At 38.1% G+C, this 18437-nt stretch carries 12 protein-coding genes; all 12 read right to left on the bottom strand.

The features are described from left to right. Window positions 1-69: 69 nt before the first annotated feature. Window positions 70-744: an amino acid adenylation gene (locus N4T56_RS09045; protein WP_261732990.1), complete on the bottom strand. Its 675-nt coding sequence runs from the start codon at window positions 742-744 to the stop codon at window positions 70-72. Next, complete coding sequence (locus N4T56_RS09040; protein ID WP_261732989.1) at window positions 737-2071, bottom strand: McrC family protein; 1335 nt, start codon at window positions 2069-2071, stop codon at window positions 737-739. Before N4T56_RS09040 ends, N4T56_RS09045 begins: the two co-directional genes overlap by 8 nt. A 10-nt stretch (window positions 2072-2081) precedes the next feature. Continuing rightward, a complete protein-coding gene (locus N4T56_RS09035; RefSeq protein ID WP_261732988.1) occupies window positions 2082-3203 on the bottom strand; it encodes an McrB family protein in 1122 nt (373 codons plus the stop codon). A 295-nt stretch (window positions 3204-3498) separates the two neighbouring features. After that, the gene (locus N4T56_RS09030; RefSeq protein WP_261732987.1) at window positions 3499-4599 is read right to left on the bottom strand and encodes a hypothetical protein; all 1101 of its coding nucleotides are present in this window, start codon (window positions 4597-4599) and stop codon (window positions 3499-3501) included. A gap of 133 nt (window positions 4600-4732) precedes the next feature. Then, on the bottom strand, window positions 4733-5842 hold the full coding sequence (locus N4T56_RS09025) for a DUF6161 domain-containing protein (protein ID WP_261732986.1): 1110 nt from the start codon (window positions 5840-5842) through the stop codon (window positions 4733-4735). Between the two features lie 34 nt (window positions 5843-5876). Further along, a complete protein-coding gene (locus N4T56_RS09020) occupies window positions 5877-7085 on the bottom strand; it encodes a restriction endonuclease subunit S (protein WP_261732985.1) in 1209 nt (402 codons plus the stop codon). Then, on the bottom strand, window positions 7082-8659 hold the full coding sequence (locus N4T56_RS09015; RefSeq protein WP_261732984.1) for a type I restriction-modification system subunit M: 1578 nt from the start codon (window positions 8657-8659) through the stop codon (window positions 7082-7084). Before N4T56_RS09015 ends, N4T56_RS09020 begins: the two co-directional genes overlap by 4 nt. Window positions 8660-8785: 126 nt before the next feature. Next, entirely contained in the window at window positions 8786-12076 is a 3291-nt protein-coding gene (locus N4T56_RS09010; RefSeq protein WP_261732983.1) for a DUF1998 domain-containing protein, read from the bottom strand. Between the two features lie 88 nt (window positions 12077-12164). Then, a complete protein-coding gene (locus N4T56_RS09005) occupies window positions 12165-15098 on the bottom strand; it encodes a DEAD/DEAH box helicase (RefSeq protein WP_261732982.1) in 2934 nt (977 codons plus the stop codon). 8 nt (window positions 15099-15106) lie between these two features. Further along, entirely contained in the window at window positions 15107-16423 is a 1317-nt protein-coding gene (locus N4T56_RS09000) for an STY4851/ECs_5259 family protein (protein WP_261732981.1), read from the bottom strand. A 26-nt stretch (window positions 16424-16449) separates the two neighbouring features. Next, window positions 16450-18006, bottom strand: coding sequence for an STY4851/ECs_5259 family protein (locus N4T56_RS08995; RefSeq protein WP_261732980.1), 1557 nt, complete (start codon window positions 18004-18006; stop codon window positions 16450-16452). Window positions 18007-18041: 35 nt separating this feature from the next. After that, window positions 18042-18422 carry a hypothetical protein gene (locus N4T56_RS08990; protein ID WP_261732979.1) on the bottom strand — a complete coding sequence of 127 codons (381 nt, stop codon included), beginning with the start codon at window positions 18420-18422 and terminating at the stop codon, window positions 18042-18044. Window positions 18423-18437 lie beyond the last annotated feature (15 nt).

Genomic DNA, 18437 nt, shown 5'->3' with positions numbered 1-18437 from the left:
CCTTTAATTTCAATAAGTTAATAAAACCAACCACTATCAAGATATAACATTTAAAACATATATGTAATTTTATTTATTTCTATAATCTTCAAAACTAACCACATTTGTTTCAGCACCATCACCTAAAACCAATGTGCGGCAATAAGCCAATAACTTTTCCACTGGGATCACTTTCTCTTTACGCTTAGTTTCTTTACTTGTTATCCGTTTTACCGAAGTGTTTAGGTAAATTGCTAGTTCAGTTGCTTGCTGGGCTGATAATTCAGATGCGCCTTGCTCTATGAGTATTTGTTCAACCCAAAGCCCTGCATCGCTAATATGCCCATTAATACTTAAATCGGTATTTTTGACCCACTCAACACTAAATGTTAAGTCTGATAGCTCACTCAATAACATGGCTATGTCACTTCTAGGGATAAGTTGATAGCTTTCCAATGTTTCCGCCAGCATTGCCTGCCACTCCATAGTGAGTAACTTTGTTAAGTCATCAAGAGTTAAGCGTGCGGTAACAGGTATAAAGAAAATGAAGCGACTATTGGCTTCACAAACAATGATGGTCTTTTCATAGGACTTATATTGGTTGTCTATGATATGAGCTTGCCAGCACATTGTTGTGCTATCTGACTTCAATGTATTAACACCAACTTGTTTACCTTCAAGAGTAGGCAACCTCGGTAGCTCTACCTTTAACCACTTTGCTAGGGAGTTTGACGCACCAAACAACAAAGATAATTTTCTACCCATTTGAAATCCCTAACAACTCTAAGTTAATTCTTTCCTTACTCTTGTGGCTCACATCAAATGGCACGACTCTTAACTTCAGTTTTCGTTCTTCGTCATAATAAAAATCATTCGTTAAAGCTTGTTCAAAGTTATCTGTTTTAGGGTAAATCAGAACTAGGTCACCTTGACCTTTCAAGTACTTGTAGCCGTAGCCCAGCATTTGATAGAAGTCATCTTGAGATAAACCAAACTTATCTTTGCCCGCTTTTTTATTTTGATTGATTAACTTCCACTTGGTATCTAATACCGTATTTAACCCCGCAAGGTCTTTAAGACATAGATCAGGCTTGAGGCGGAAATAGCTCTTATCACCATAAGTTACCAGTGATTTGCTTTGTACTTGAGAAGAAAGCTTTTGAGGGCTAGTCACTCGTTGCTTCAAATATTTAGCGACAAAGTTTTCAAATACGGCTTCCATTGGAAACAATAACGAGTATGCATTGTTATCACCCAGCATTGAATGAGGCGAGTAACCTTCCAATATAAGCCTTGCCCAACTTAAAGGCACATCGTAGTGCTGCATGCCTCTTTGGAATTTCACACTAGAGAAGTCGTTCTTGTAGTTTGTACTAAGAGGCACCTCGTCAAAAGCAAATAGAAGCTCCTGAGATAGCTTTTTACTCTTATTCACATTGGTATATGAGGCGACAGATTTTAGTGCTGAATGAATAAGTCGATTTTCCGCTCTATCCATCAAATAAGCATCGTATTCAACATAAAACTTGTGGCGATTAATAAAATTGTGTTTCAGTTGCTGACTGTGCAGGAGCTTCCCTTTTAGAAAAGCACTATTAGTTTGCTCTCGAACATAGTCACTTCTAACGCCTTTCTTAACGAGAACATTTACCGCATTTAGAAACTGCGCGATAAAAATTTCCATCAATGGCATTTTTTGCTTTTTAATGCTCGCAACCTCAGTTTCAATGTGGCGAAATTGCTTTAATGATTTGAGCATCAACAACAAAGATTTTTGCGCTTCTGTAGCTGCACGTTCTTGATTATTTGCTTTAGCGATTTTGGGGAGTATTTCTATTTGTGTTCCATCAGGGCAAAGAACTACACCAGCGTAATTCTGCACTTGCAGCACTTCCATGCCATGCGCAATTTTCAGCTTTAAAAAACGTGATTCCGACTCATCACATAAACAACACTTTTTAAGATATTCAAAAGCATCTTCAGATATTGCTTCAACATTACCTTTTTCTGCGGCTTTAGCACTAGCAATTAAGAGTCCATACTCAAATACGGTAACGTTTGTCGTTTTGTGTCGTTTTAATCCCTTAATCATGCTGAGCGAGTTAACCTTCATCCTGATTTGAGAAAGTTAAACTTCCAACGCTATATATGCCTATATAGGTCAAAGGATCAGTCCAAAGTTCAGAGTCAGCTTCAATCAACTTATAGTCTTGAATGTCATCTACGATATCACCAACATCCTCAGTATCACCAAAGAGCGCATCAAAATCGACATCTGACTGTTTAATAAGTTGATAAGCTTCGGGCTTTTGATTATCACCAAGCACTAGCCGAATCTTTTGCCAATCTTCAAAAAAGTACTCAGCGAGTAATGGAATAATCTTATTCTGGAAGCAGTTCTTCAATTCATGAAGGGCTTTCTCGCCCTCACCAAAAATAGCTTTCACAACAGGCATTAAAAACGCATGACCTAGCTGATGTTCTCTGTCGTATAGTGCTGATATTCGTTTGTTCAGTGTTTGCAATAGCAGCGCTAAATCGATTTCAAAACCGGCACTTTCAACTTTGAATGATGAGCCTGCTTCATTTTGCAGAACCTTGTAATCAGGCATCATCTCAACAAAGTCAAAACGGCGGCGAAGAGCTGTGTCCATAAGTGCTAACGACCTATCAGCAGTATTCATGGTGCCGATGATATAAAGGTTATCCGGTACAGAGAACCTATCACCAGTGTATGGCAAGGATACTTCTATAACCTCTTCACCACCCAAACGCTTCGATGGTTCAATCAATGTAATTAGCTCACCAAAAATTTTGGAAATATTACCGCGATTAATTTCATCAATGATTAATACAAAGTTTTTACGCTCCTTTTTAGAGGCATCATTATGTGTTTTGAATTTATTTAAGTACTCAATCACAGCGCCATAATATGGTTGCAATCCGCCTTTAATTTCTTTTTCACCGTTATGAACAGCTCGCAGTGTCTTAACACTTAACGAATGAACTGACGCTCCTTTACTTTTATCAAATCGAATTGTGTTATTCGTTATATCTGTAACGGTAAAGTATGTTTTCTTACTTAACGTATCTATTTTAATTCCGTCATCAGCTTCGGCCAATTCTTCAGAAAACCCCTGCCATTTATCTTCAAAAGAGCTTGCAACTGTTTTTGTTTTGGCATGTTGGTACTCTTTGGCATCTATACATAACGACTTGAACACACCATCCTTTTCAAAGTAACTAAGCTGATCACCTTCAGTTTTAGCGCTTAAACCCTCAACGAACTCCTCATAACCATAACTTTGATGAAAAGTAACAAACCTTATGCGACCTGAATTATAAAGTTCCTTGTAAAGGCGAGTTAATTCGGCTCGCTGTTCAGGTGTTGCACCTGTACTTTCATCAATACCAAGAGCACTAAATATTTCAGGTTCTGCCGCTTTAACCGCCGCTTGAATTGAGTGATAGGTTTTTCCGGTTCCCGGTGAATCATATAAAATTTGATTAAGGGGGATTTCATGCAGCTTGTGCTCCGATCGTCCATAACTTGATAACCGTCCGGTTTTTTTCTTTTACTTCGCTCACATCTGTGGATGATTGCGCTTCAATTTTTTGGGTTAAAACTTGATATAAGTGCCATATCAAAATGTTGCGCTTGTATATGTCGGTATTTGGCTCTATGTAAGGAGTAACAGCATGTATCAATGCCTGATTATCTTCAAACCAATGTTTAGAGTGAAACATTGACAACTGAAGCTGCGAATTTAACCCTTTGATTATCTCGTTTAGGTATTCCTTTCCAACCACACTCGTTATACTTTCTGGGTCAGCTAAAGAAAAAACACGATGCAAAACTGAATATAGCGTTCTTGAAAAACCATCTTGACTCTTCCAATCCTCAAATGCTTTGTCGAATGTTGCCTTTGTCGGGTTAGTTAAAATATCGAACGTCAGTTTCTGTAGGAATACTTTATTGTCATCTATCTCCCTTTGATACATAAAGCCATTGCCAACACTTGCAATACCATTTGCTTTTTTCAGCCATATTCTTCGGAGTAAATCATCAGCGATCGAATCGGCTGACGTAATATTATTTTTTAAACTACAAGTTGCTTGATAGTCCTGATACCAGCCCTCTTCTTTAAAACTATTAGCGCTTAGCCAGTTAAACAATATTGCTAAGCTATGCTCATTCTCTCCCTGTAGCCAAAGATTATTAATTGTTTCTTCATATTCAGGTTTTATTGATATGCCAGAACTTTGTGGACTCCATTGCTGCTGTGGGCAGGCTTTTAGAAGCAGTACCTGAGGAACCAACCCTTCATTACAATTATGTCTTATATCCTCAACTCGAAAATCAATATAAGTACGTTCTTTGGTTGCGTCTTTCCAACACTTATCTACATAGCTCGCTTTTGTAACGACGCCCTTTGCGATAATGCCTCGAGAGCCTTTACCCAGCTTTATAAGATAAACATTGTCACCTTCTGTCACTTGCTTACTGTGGCAAGACCACCGAACAATTTCATCTTTTTGGTAGTCTAACGTTCCTTGGTCTGAGCCTTCTCCTCCTGTTGAGAAGTTTTTAGGATTCCAACTTAATAAATAGGATGACATTGATACTTCCTTACTGCTTTGGTGATAGGCGGTTAATTAAGTCAACAAGTTGAGTTGGCCTTGATCATTTTTCACCATGTCGGTTGTGCTTGGTCTAAATAAGGTTTGAAGTATAAGCTGGCGGTCTTCTTCTTTAGTGCTCTTGTCCTTTACGAGTGAGAGCTAGGTAAGTGTGGATCATGGTTCGGCGCTCTTGGGCATCGGTAGCGAGATGTAGGTGAGACATAAAGATATTGGCAGCAACTTTAATTAACCAAATACCAAATGTAGTAATAACAGCTACGGTTATCAGTTTATTAAGTGCGACGTCTTTAATCGTTGTGTTTAAGTGATTATTAACAAATACCATAAGTGTTAAAACCACCGCGATAATCATCACTAACATTACAATGCCAAAGCCGATTGCTTTATTACGATTGCTTTTTTGCTGTATGCCCCAATACTTCACCGCAGCATGCAAGGCGAGCTTATCGTCATAGGTCTTTGTGAGGTTTTCTAAGTCTGTCTTAGCCTTTGCAAGTTCATCATCGAACTTTGTTTTAAACTCATTTTTATGGGTATCTAAATCAGCGGTTTGTGTCTCAGTTTGGTCTTGCCATTTTTGAATAAGCTTTTCGGCATTTACTTTATGTTGAATAAATTCAAACAATACAGGACTATTATCTGCTTCCAGTTTACTCTTTTGCTGTTTAAACTCATCATCCCAACGATGCTTTAATTGTTCTAGCGACTCGGTCTCGTCATCAATCCTGTCTTCACTCCCGGCAAAGTAAGCATCCGCTTCTTGCAGGCCTTGGTACATTTTGCGATCAATTGGAGTTACATTAAAATCAAATTCAACAGCAATTGCCGCTAAACCGAATTCAGGGCTTTTAACAACCTGACGTTGAACAAAGGTATTGAATGACGCTTCATCAGTGAACAATTTTCTATTATTTAAGAGTTTAGCAAAGTCTTGACTGAACTGTTCTGCTCGCTGATTGTAATTCTCTGGGTCGTGCTTAAATCGCTTTAAGCCATCTGTGATTTGCGTTTGCAGATTATTCCAACTTTGATCGAAGGTACTGAAAAGCTGTTGCATTTGATAACGCTGACTTACTTTACGATGAAAAGTATAAAGATCACGTTGTTGTTGAACCCAAGCGAGTAACTTTTCAGGCTCATCAAACCATTTGCTGCCGGTTTCGGTTTTAACGGTGATGCGTTTAAGTTTTGTTTCTTCTTGTTCTCTTTCTTCTGACATCTAAACGTCCTTGTTATTGTCTTTATAAATAGCGTTATAGCTCGCCAGCGAAAGCTTTTTGGCATATTGATTCAAAAATCATTGCATTTGCAAAATCATGTGAAGAACCTGTCAATGTTAGCAACTTTGATTTAAGTGAAGTAAATTGGTCTAACGCTTCATTACTCGGAACTGGAATTTTAATATCACCAACAATTTTTTTATTCAAATTGGGCATGGTTGCGCCCTGTGATTCTGATTGTAAATGTTTTTTAATTGTTTGGCTTGAAAGCAACTTGTTCAAATACTCTGAAAAAACACCCGCTTTATTCGGTCTGATAAATAAGCTCCCAGTACCACACATCCATCCTTCTTCTTTTTCGCTCACAATTGCACAGCGCCCCATTTCACCTCTTCGCCCCATTATTATGTCACCAATTTCCAAGTGATACTCAGGAAGATACGCATGCTTTTCATAAGATATTGTTAGGTTCGATTTTGGTACTATATTTCCCTTAACAATATGTGTTGGATTAATTAATGGTACTCCATTTTCAATATAATCTTCTTTATGTAATTGTGTTCCAAATGGTCCTATCTGGATTTTGGCTATATCTTTTAATGCTTTTACCTCCCACCCCTTAGGATTGGTGACGGGATCACCGAACATGTCGAGGAAGACGCTGCGGAGGAAGTCGTCGGCGAGTTGGATAGCTTGTTGACGTTTGCGGCGAATGGCATCGGCTTTATCTAGAATCGCGGCAATGCGTTTTTGCTCAGCTATTGGTGGGAGTGGGATTTGTAAACCACGAATATTTCCCAAAGAGACAAACTTTTGAGTTCCGCCACGGGAGTTACTCTCAAATTGCCTTGTAGCTAAATCACTATTTAAAAAATGATAAATATATCGATTATAAACTTGGCTGCTTTTAGTAAATTTGAACAACGCGACATTCTTAATCGAAAATTCAAACTGCTTTTCAACAATAACAGGATTTCCGATAGTTCCAATCATAGCGTACAAAATATCGCCATCATCAACAGCTGAACGCTTTGAAATTGCAACATGGTCGTCCTCAGAAATCATATTACATGTTGAAAAGTCGATTTTCCCACCGATAAGATTTTTAGAAGTAACGAGTGGGATGCCATTCTCAACACTTTTAGGTGAGTCATGAGTTCCATCTCTAACGTCCATAACTGAATATGCCTCAACCCACTGCCATCCATTTGGTAAAGACTCATCAGATCCTAGCTTAATCACAGCATTGCCTCCAGTTCATTCAAGTCTTTTAGAATGTCGTTTTCTAAGGCTTTAAGCTTGGCGAGGATGACTTTTGGGTCGTCATAGACTTCGGCAGTATGCACCACTTCTTTGTAGCGATTGATCGACAAGTCGTATTTGTTGCTGATAATGTCGTCTTTACTGACCCAGAACGCCTTTTGGGTTTTGTCGTTTTTAGCACTGGTGGCAATGGCTTTATCGCGGACTTTAAACTCGCTCACTAGGCTGGGTAAGTCGTTGTCTTTAATTGGGGTGCGTTTATCGTCTAGTGAGAAACCATCGGCTTGGACATCATAAAACCATACGTGGTCGGTGCTGCCGCCTTTGGTGAAAATCAGGATAGCAGTAGACACACCAGCGTAAGGTTTAAATACCCCACTTGGTAATGAAATTACCGCTTCAAGCTGGTTACTTTCGACTAATAATTGACGCAACTGCTGGTGGGCATTGGATGAGCCAAATAACACACCGTCTGGCACGATGGTGGCAGATTGACCGCCAATTTTTAGCATGCGCTCAATCAGCGCGACAAACAGCAGCTCAGTCTTTTTGGTTTTAACTTTTCGCAGCAGCTCAGGGCAAACGTCTTCTTCATCTAAACTGCCTTTGAACGGCGGGTTGGCAAGGATAATGTCCATGCCCTCTTTTGACTCATTAGGGAAGTTTTCGCTAAAGCGTTGGCTTAAGGTATCTTGATAATGGATATCAGGTTGTTTAATGCCGTGCATGACCAAATTCATTGCTGCTACACGTAACATGGTGGCGTCAAAGTCAAAGCCGTGGAACATGTCGGTGTCGATGTGTTTACGGGCATCAGCATCAATTAAATCGCCAGAATACAATACGTTTTGTAGTTGTTTACCATAGATATCGACTAGCGGCTTGCCGTCAGTATCAAACAATGGCTCACTCTCGATGCCTTGTTTTGAGCTATATTTTTCTAATAAGTATTCGTAAGAAATCGATAAAAAGCCACCGGTACCGGTTGATGGATCGCAAATACGGCTATTAAGATCTGGATTCATCATTTCTACCATGGCACGAATAATATGGCGTGGTGTTCTAAACTGGCCATTAATTCCTGCTGTGGTGAGTTTACTTAGCAAGTACTCGTATAAATCACCTTTTGTGTCGGAGTTGTCTAGCGGTAAGTCGTTAACCATTTCGACCGCTTTTACCAATAAGCTTTGTTTTTGGATCATTAACTGGGCGTCTTTCATAAATTCACTAAACAGTGAGCCTTCATTATCAGCCGAAGAGCTAGATGCGAAAAACGGAAACAGCTCATTGCGTACCAATTTAAATAACTCTTCTGCCCCAAGGTGACGCATATGTTGCCAACGTAAGTGTTGCTGACTGTCGTTAAAGCGACGGCTAAAAGGCTTATTGGTACGGGCGCTACGTTTTTCATCGGCTTGCTCATTCATATCGAGCATACGGGCATACATTAAAAAGGTGATTTGCTCGATAACCGTTAACGGGTTGGTAATGCCGCCAGTCCAAAATTCTTCCCAAAGTTTATCAATTTTGCTTTTTAGTTGACCTGTGATCATGGTGTACTCTTATTGTTGAAGTGCTGCTTACATGGCTATAGAGCCTATGCTAATCAGTTTTACCCTTGGCGATAAGTGTTTTATCGCCAAGTAGTGGTGTGTGCTAGTAAATTAATCAGTTTAGCCTTATTGCGTTATCTGATTAACATAAATATCGGTTGACCAATCAAAACTGTTTTTGACACTTACAGTGTCATAGATTTTAGTTAATTGGATCAATTGATCCTGGACATCAAAAAATTCAAATTTTGAGTTGTGATAATTGAGATCATGTTTCCAATAACCTAAACCTTGATCGAAGCGAATTGAGAAACTTAACCCTGAAGTAAAGGTTAGAATTAGCTCTCTGCGATGCTGTATATTGCCTCTATAGGTTTCGATATTTAAATTGACCGGCATTTTTAGCCCCAATTCAAACCATTTATTGTACATGTCTATCATTTCTTGCTTATCATCCCAATCATGGCCGACTTGGGAACCTGTTTTATCTTTTCTATTGTATAAAGAGAATATGTCTACTCTTGGGGTCACTGTAGCAAATGGTTTAAGTAGTTCACCTAACATAAGCATTGACCATGGGTTTTGTAGGTAACGGTCACTGTATTGAATTGACTCTATGTTCTGTGAATTCAGCGCTTGTTTTAGTGTGTCATTTTGATCTGATAATGCTTGCCAAAAATGTAGGCCAAAATCAGTTAACAAACCATTACATTCTTTGGTTAGCTCTACCGCAATTTGGGTGATATTGGGTGTTGGTTGCCAAATACTGATGTCGATAGCATTTATTGACACTTTATCATGTTGGTAGGACTTGATGAGATATGAATCATCGCGGTGTTGTAACCAATTTTGATCAGGATTTACGAGTGATAAACAATTACTGGCTAGGGTAAATACCCCTGTGTTGTTTTCAATCTGTGCTATTATGAAGCCGTGATCACCACCTACTGAAGATACATTAGGGTCACCATGATAAAGATTTATCTCTTTAGCATGCAGTAACAACAAGTCATCAATAAGAGTTTGTTCTAGTGAATCAAGTTTTACACTTGACGGGATCACTAGGTTAATTTGAAACTCATTTTCGAGATTATCGTATTGCTTTAGCTTTCTTCTAAAAGTATTTGCAGCTAAATCCCATTCATTTGGTTCATTTGATAAAAATAAGGTAATTGAACGAGCTTGTTTGTTTAGCGCTAGTTGAACCTCTTCAAATGCACTTTGGCTGGCGTGCTGGGATTGTGAAAGTAGCTGCATTGATTGTGGTATTTGCAAGCTAAATTTAAATTCTTCTGTTAACCAATTTTGTGCCAATAACCGGTTTAAGTTATTAACGTCATGTCGAGTGTCTGCATCGAGTAAACAACTTGCACAAATACTGTCACAATTATCATTACAACTTAAGTTATCATACGCTTTGGATAATACCTCACTTATCATGTTTGATCCGCTAGACGCAAAACCTGCACCACCACTAATTGTATCGTACATTTGAATGGCAAGAACATTCTCTCCGTTAACAAGTGTTGGCCTTATTGCGTATCCCATCTCGCTATTTAATATACCTAAAGTTGAAGCTAATGCATTACGTGTAGCTACAGCGATGGTTAACGCAATGGTACGGTTTTCTGTATTAGGACCCGTATCTATTAGGTGTTCGTGTGTATTGGGGTGGCATAATATAATTTCTAGTACATCAGTTTTTGTTTGGCTGCCTAAATAAATATCTTTATGGATATGTGCTGAGCCTTCACAGTCATGGTGACGACCATCTGCTTTATCTTTTTTAGATCCACGAATAGGTGTATGAGGGGTATCAGGGCTTAAATTGCTCGGAAATTCTCCCTGTGCATTAAGCGACTCCGCTCTGCCGCAACTTAAACACATGGCATATCCTTTACCGTGTGCTCCTGCACTATAATTAAATACACTGCCATCCGCACCGTAACGCATATAACCTATTTTAGGGTTAGGCAAAGGATGTGTAGAACTGTTTACACTGACCCAAGCCGGTTGAACAGGTATGTATTGTTGTGTCGTTATATTGTTAGTGGGAGATGCATAAAAATCAGTTACAAAGCCTGTTGGTTGCAAAACTCTAAGTTTGTCTTCATTTTTAATAAGTTGACCGCAATGGCTATTAGTACAGCATAAATTACTGTCAGATGTTTGTATTTCAGACGTGTAGCCAGTCTGGCCGCAATGAACACAGCGCCATGCCAAGTCGAATTTTTGGGCGTCTTTAGCATCGGCTACTGCAATATTTTGCCAGTTGAGCGACACACCAGCTGAACGAAATACTCTCCCATCAATGACCATTTCAGCACCTGGGGCGTATTCACGGATGGCAATTGCAAGATTGCGCGAAGGTAAACCGCGTAAACGAGAAATATTGTCCTCTCGTTCTATTTTATTTTTACTGCGCCCTTGCTGGTCACGTAAAAAGTCTTCGATGTTGTAATTGTCTAAATTAACAATATCTGTTGGGAACCCGTATCCGGGTAAAAATGCTTTTGCCGCAAGTTCACGTAATAAATATTCACGACGATGGCGTTGTAATTCCATTCCTAATCTGAACGCATATGAGCCATCTTTTTGAGTAGTGTTTAGTTCTTTTTCGACACTGTGTAACTCATTTAGCCAAGCCTTTTGTAATTTTTCAATGCTATCCATTGTAGAATCGATTAGTGAGATTATGGATCGACCTTCAAGTACTGTCCCTTTAATTAACCTTTTGATGTCGTTTTCAAACAGATCAATTTGCCCAGAGATATTCGCTTTAAAGCGGTCACAGATACTGACCTCTTCGCTTTCATAAAACCAACTTAAATTAAGTGATGTTTTCTCTTTTTCTGTGTGACCGACTTCTTGAGTTAAAAACTTACCTAACAGGTACGCATTCACATGTCGCTGAGTTAAACGTGCCGAATTAAGTGATACCAGCGGAGCTGAAATTAATGTAGTGAATGGCCACGCAGGATTGTTAAATACCTGAGTATCGTGTGGGTTAGATTTACACAAAGTAAAAGCTAAAGCTCGGGACTCTTTGCTTCGCCCTGCTCGCCCTGCTCGCTGCAAATAGTTAGCAGGGTGCGGTGGCACGTTGTTCATGACAACGGCTGAAATACCGGCGATATCAACACCCATTTCCATTGTCGTTGAACAATTTAGTACATTCACTTTGCCTTGTTCGAATAACTTTTCGTAATTCTTTAAACGCTCAGATGATTGCTGTGCCGAATGCTCTGCTGTGCGATAGTAAAATCCACCTTCTATTGTCCTATCATTAATATCTGTCCAAAGATTTTGATTGCGAAGCGATTTAACCTCTTTGCTATCCGCTATTCGCCTACGAATTGTTTGAATACCTTGAATTTCATCTTCTGCACTTGAATCAAAATCCCAGATTGGTGGCATTTTAACTTTCTCACATAGAGAATTTATTTCTTTATAATTACTTGGTAAGTATGGCGTTATACCTTTAAATGTTGTATCGAGTAGTTTGTTAGTTATTGGGCAAGCCCAAAAATCTTCTTGAAAAGAAAATGTAAGCATTGATCTCATCGAGATAATACTGACTATTTTCTGACTTCAATATTGGATTTTTTTTACTTGTAACAGCAAGCCAAGCGGCCTTTAGCCAACCATTAAAGATATCTTGAGTTAGTGATGATGATTCATCTAACTTAGTGGCAACAATTAATAATTTAAATAGTCGATTAGGGTTACTCTTAGTCAATTGAGGCCACTTTTGAACTCTGATACTAGTTTGTTCTGTTGAATCCGGCTTTATTAGCTTTTTAGGGCTAAATTTAAAACCAATCCAGTATCTAATCTCATCTTCTAGTTGGAAGAAGCTGTTATTCCTAACATGAAAATCTAATGTAATTTTGACAAAGTCTTGCCAATCTTGTCTGTTTAAGCCATGTTCCTTCCATAAATCCGGCATTAACTCGATTTCATCCAAACCCAAATAACTGACTTTAACTATTCCTTGAGTCTCAAGGTTATAATATCTTTTAGGACGGCGGATAAACTCCCTAAGTAAAAAGGTTTCAGCCAATTTGAAAGGTCCAGCAGTATCATTAAACAACTCTGGATTTGCATATTTATTAGCCGCTAACATAGCTCTCTGAAAATCTTCTTTTTTAGCTAGTGCAGTGACCATATCTGACCAAGATAAAACAACACTTTTAAAATCTGTTGATTCATTCTGTTGCATTGCTTTAAGTGCATTTTTAAAAATATTAACTAATGTTATATCTTGTTTCATTTCTGCTTCACGAAGCTGCTCTGTCAAGCCTTTTATTGCGGGGTTAGTTGGTTGAGACATTTGTTTGTCTCTTAATTCCTGATATACCGCGCCCCTCAAGCGAGCTTGTTCAGCTTCTTGCTGCATTTTTACTGCCATCCTAGCAGTTCCTTGCCGACTATCAGTGAAAGTGATTAACTTTCGACCACGACCAGGTAGTTCAAGTAGTCCTGGATGAGATTTATTTTGTTTTTCATGGTCAGGACAATATTCTAAAATCGTAGGAACGACATTGGCAACATAAAACGGTGCCCCAAGAATGCTTCTTCTATAAGGTGTATTTCCGTTATAGCCCTTATAACTACAGTTTGAACAAACTGCCTGTAAGGAACTATTACAAAAATAAGAAGTACTTTCATTACTCAAGCTAGCCAACTCGCCGGTTTTAAGATCTATTTTTATTGGGCTAAAAAATCTATTTTCTTGGTTATCTAGTGGGTCTTGTTTACTCGATAAAACAATTTTTGAAATACTTGTCGTAACCGGTTTTGCTTCTGTTTGTGTTTTATTTTCTACTTCATCGTCATTGTTTTCTATTGATAATGAAAATTCATCACCTGCATCTTGTTGCCATTGAGTAAGCTTGCCATTTTTATCTGTACCTAATAAATGTGGTTCATTGCATTCATTACAAAATGCAATTTCTAATACTGGTGCTTTGCTTTCACAATCACAATTAGTTCTGTGCTTAGAATACACATAACCATACGGCCAATTATTTTTTAACTCCGAAGTGAGTTTTTTCGTACATTGTGGGTCAGTACAGGCAAATAACCCATTAAACATGCGTTGAAAGTAATGCGCTCGGACTTTTAGAAATGCTTCTTTATTGGGGGCTGGTTTGGTTGCCGTCAGTAAATCTATCCAAAGCAATAGGGTTTGTTCATCAAAATGTTTTTCCCCAATTAAAGAAGACACTTTTTGATTTATATCTTCTAATGTTTGAGGGATTGATGAATTCACAAACACAGTTCGAATCGCTTTAGCAACTTTTGAGCTGGCTAGTGCATTAAATCTGACTTGCGAAACGTCTAAATTAAAATCGTCTTTCTTTACTGGTTCATCAGCAGGGATAGAAATTAAGTCCTTTAAATTTGACTGTTTTTCTTCAAGCTTTGGCAACAGTGGAATGACCCTTTGCCCACCAATAACAGTAACGTGTTCTTGGCTTACTCCTGCGAGTTCAGCTAAATATTTTTTAAGCTGATTAGCAGTATCTTTACCAGCGATCGTAGCCGATGTTGCCACGAATCGAACATCTTTTGCTTCGACACCAAAGGCTATTAGTACACGTCGTAATTGCAAAGCCAACTCTGCGGCTTGCGAACCGACATAAGTATGGGCTTCATCAAGCACGATCCATCTTAGTGATTTTTGTTTTTTTGAGGCTTCAATAATTGGCGCATCAACTTGACGCACCATCATGTATTCAAGCATGGTGCCGTTTGTGACTAAAATGGGTGCCGGTTTTTCTCGCATTAATTCACGTGACAAAACCTGATTGGGTACTAAATTTTGCGCTGAAGAAACTTTAGCCTTCAAATTTTCTGTATTACCGTTGTACAAACAAAAACGCATGTTGTTGCCAAAGTGCTTTATCCAAGCATCCAAACGCTCTTTTTGAGAGTTAATTAATGCATTGAGAGGATATAAAAATAGCGCTCGGACGCCCACAAGGGGCTCATTGGTTTGCTTTATCTCCCGATGAAGATCTTCTATCACTGGTACCATAAAACATTCTGTTTTACCTGAACCAGTTCCACTGGTTACAACAACAGATTGAGGTTTATCATTTAACAACATTTGCCAACTTTTCAATTGATGAGTAAATGGCGAATACTCTGCATTGAATCGATAGCGCCCATTATTTGTATGATCGAGTGCTGTGATGACTTCTTTAGAAAGTAGTGTGCCTTTCAATTCAGATATACTGACTTTTGCAGGCTCCCAACCAAAAGTATGTTCAAATAAAGGTGAAGATAATAAAGACTCGCCTTTGCCACTCGTTTGATTTAATACATTTTTTAGGTGTGATCTTAAGGATGTGTTACTAATACCAAATACACTCAATGACGCTTCTTGTGCACGCTCTGCTGCTTGCTTTGTTAGCTGTGAAAAATATTCCATAGTACACCCTAAATCAAATCAGAAAACTTAAGTAAATGAAATGTATACATACTTGAAAACCAATTAGGGTCAAAGTCGCGTACTTGTTTTAATTTAAAAATGGCAGTGGTACTTTCATCATAAATATCTGATAGTTCTGCTTTACCACTTGAAACAGCTGCTAAGAAAATGGGTAAATAAATAACTGAATTTTGAAAGCTATGTAGACTCTCAATTTGCATCTGTCCTAGTGAATTATTTTGATACCATCTCTTGAGATCATAACCATTACTTTCAGGCCATAGATCCGTTTCGCTATTATCCCGGAGTAAGTCTTGTAACCAATTTTTTCCTGCCTCGTTGATAATTGAGGCCGGAAGCCTGAGTTTTTGATTCATTTGATTTGTCATCAAATAGCTAACTAATTCACCACTTAAGCCTGGAATATGCTCTAAAATTGATTGATACCATGGATCAGCTATCATTTTAATGTACTTTTTATCAACCCCTTTATTCTCTAACCAATTCATTACTTGCTGATATGTTTCAATGTATAACTGCGGGGATGTGACCTGCCATAACACTGGAAATTCTGATTCTATACGAGCCATAAATTGAGGGTTGGCCTCGAAACGGTAAAAACAGAGTAATAAGGCTTTAGGGTTTGCGACAATATCCCGCCATACTTGGAAAGTCGTTAAAGATAAATTTTGATAGTTTGAATACAGCTTTACCAAAAACTCCCAACCACTGTGCTGAAGATTATCTGTCATTTGTGATACAACTTCAGAAATGACATTGGTATTGAATCTAGGGTGATAGAGTTGCACTGCTTTTTGCAAAGAATGTATTTGCGTTGTTCCTTCAGGTACGACTTCATGAACTAAACCATTACTATCGTGGCCAACAAGTAATTTAGCTCTAAAATTTGTACTACTATTTTCACTTGGTACAATTAACCATGAATCGTCACTTTTATCTACCTGAGGGATTAAATAATGCCCCGTTGATGTCCCCCCACTAATTAGAGGTTCTAATTTTGTTGGTGATCTTTCAGGGTTACTCATTTGCATTAATAGTAATTCAGCACCTTCAACAACACTTTGGCCTTCCGCTGAAACTTTAATGAAACGTTTATCATCAGCTTCATATACTTGGCTGCTATAGCGGTAAATTTTGTATTGTAAGTCACCAGAAAAACTACTTATGGTAATTGTAACTCGAGCATCTAAATCAGGCGCTAAAGACAGCAACTCATTTATTTCATCTTTAAAACTGTGCAAACTGATTATTGTGGGTTGCTCACCTACATGAAACGTATGTTTAAAATATGGAGGTGATCTCACCTTGGTTTTCTAAAACAATGTCGATTTCAAAATTCTGCGGAGCATTCTGCAGATGCAAATAAGTGCAAACGGCTACCTAACAGGTCATCTATTGAGAGGTGTTTCTTTAGAGGCTTACCGTTACAATCAAAAACAAATGCACCTTGTCTTGGGTAAGGTAGTTTTATAGATATAGGAGTTCCCATTAAGTTAGGAGTAATTTGCAATGATAATTCTGCTGGTGGTAATCCAGTGCAAGTTAGCTGTAAACAAACGCCCTCATTTGTATCTTTTTTTACAAACGAAACACTTTCTGTAGAAATGCTATAGACCATTTTTTTGTTTGTTTCGATATAGATTTCACCTTTTCCAAGCTCAACCCCAGCTTTAGTTATTATTTTTACACCAGGCGGCAATATGCCTATTCTTTTTCTATATAAGGTTTCACCATCTTGATTCTTTAATGCATAAGTTTGTCTACCATAAAGTTCATGTAACATTAACCCTGCTTTAGGTTGGCCACTTATGTATTCTATTAAAGCATTATTTAAATTTATGTCATTGTTTACAAGCCTATACTTAGGGAGGCCTAAATATGTTGCATTTGGCTCCGTATCGAAAGGCACCATATCCCCAAATAGGTTTAGCTCTAGCTCTATAGAGCCTGAATCTATTGATTTTATTCGGTATTTATCATCATCAATAGTGACGAGGAGCTCACCCTTTAATAAAATACAGTACGGTTTTTCGCTATGTATATTTTGTGGCCAAGGCGATACATCACCGTCAATAATTTCATATGTAGCACTTCTAGGTAAAATTAAGTACAACTCATCTTTATGACTGAATGTTGCTTGACCAGCATATTTATACTCACCATCTTGTTTTATGAAACCTACTGGCATTTCATTAAGGAATACACTCGTATTGTCTAGTGGCCATCTGGCAATTTCATTACCTCCTTGCCTTGCAACCACTGACAATGGGTTGTCGGATGCTCTGCGTAAGACTTTTACAGTACGATTTCTGACTTTTACTAGTGCTTGCTCACCTGTAGCGTTGATATATGAAACACCAAGGTGTTGAAGGTCTTTCGAGGATTCAGCTAAAAATAACTCTAATCTGTTTGATTTTAAATGTTTAAGTTGTAAGTTAACTGCAAATTCGTTAGGTAACAATAATTTGGTGGTAATGCTCAATTCATTAATATTTAGATAATGTTCAACAAATAATTTTTGACCAATTCGTGTCCTTTTACTTCCTTCCTTACTCGCTTCCTGTAACCAAGAGTTAACGATATTTGTTCCAATACTGTTATCTAGAGGAATAGGGAAATCCTCACGCCATTTTGGTGAAACATTATCTAGGTAGTCTGCTGGGTTCGATTTGTTTTCTAATGCAAATATATCGACAAGATTGACCAGTCTTTCTGTCATTAAAGTGATTAATTGAATAGATTCTTGTTCATTGAATGCTTGAGGTAACGATTGAACATTAATAGCTACAAGCTTTTCAATTGGTTCTCCAAGTAATTTTGCTACCGCAACATTTTTCAAAATCCGCTTAAGGACTTGCCCAAATTTATTATCATTGTTACTTAGCAATTTAAATGGAAGTCCTCCTTCTGAAAACAGAGTACCTAAAAATTTCGGCGTTCAACGTAAGTTTTGATAGGTCTAAGCCAGTAGGACTCAATACCTTTAAGCACTGTTTTTTCAATTTGAGACGGAGTTAATTCATCTCCCAATTCAACCCATATTGCATGCCAACTCCAACCATCATTGCTTTCATAGTTGCGCTGATACCATATGGAGCAAAACAAGCAAAAAGTGGCAGCCCAAGAAATATTATTGTAACCATGTAGTTTACTGTCTTTATGCTTAACAACTAGTTCTTTTAGTAATGCATATTCAGCTTCAGTAGCTTGATATTCATATAATGGCTTTCCTGTAGGTTGACGTAATCCTCGATCTTTTAAGAATTGGTTAAGCCATTGTGATGGGTTGATTAACTGATTCATTATGTTGACTCCCTG

Source organism: Shewanella phaeophyticola (assembly GCF_025398315.1).
Lineage (GTDB): Bacteria > Pseudomonadota > Gammaproteobacteria > Enterobacterales > Shewanellaceae > Shewanella > Shewanella phaeophyticola.
This window is presented reverse-complemented; position numbering and strand designations above follow the sequence as displayed.

Bases quoted from the DNA above. Each gene is read 5' to 3' on its own strand.
- N4T56_RS09005 (WP_261732982.1), bottom strand. From the start codon at position 15,098: ATGGAATATTTTTCACAGCTAACAAAGCAAGCAGCAGAGCGTGCACAA.
- N4T56_RS09040 (WP_261732989.1), bottom strand. From the start codon at position 2,071: ATGATTAAGGGATTAAAACGACACAAAACGACAAACGTTACCGTATTT.
- N4T56_RS09030 (WP_261732987.1), bottom strand. From the start codon at position 4,599: ATGTCATCCTATTTATTAAGTTGGAATCCTAAAAACTTCTCAACAGGA.
- N4T56_RS09025 (WP_261732986.1), bottom strand. From the start codon at position 5,842: ATGTCAGAAGAAAGAGAACAAGAAGAAACAAAACTTAAACGCATCACC.
- N4T56_RS09015 (WP_261732984.1), bottom strand. From the start codon at position 8,659: ATGATCACAGGTCAACTAAAAAGCAAAATTGATAAACTTTGGGAAGAA.
- N4T56_RS09010 (WP_261732983.1), bottom strand. From the start codon at position 12,076: ATGCCACCAATCTGGGATTTTGATTCAAGTGCAGAAGATGAAATTCAA.
- N4T56_RS09045 (WP_261732990.1), bottom strand. From the start codon at position 744: ATGGGTAGAAAATTATCTTTGTTGTTTGGTGCGTCAAACTCCCTAGCA.
- N4T56_RS08990 (WP_261732979.1), bottom strand. From the start codon at position 18,422: ATGAATCAGTTAATCAACCCATCACAATGGCTTAACCAATTCTTAAAA.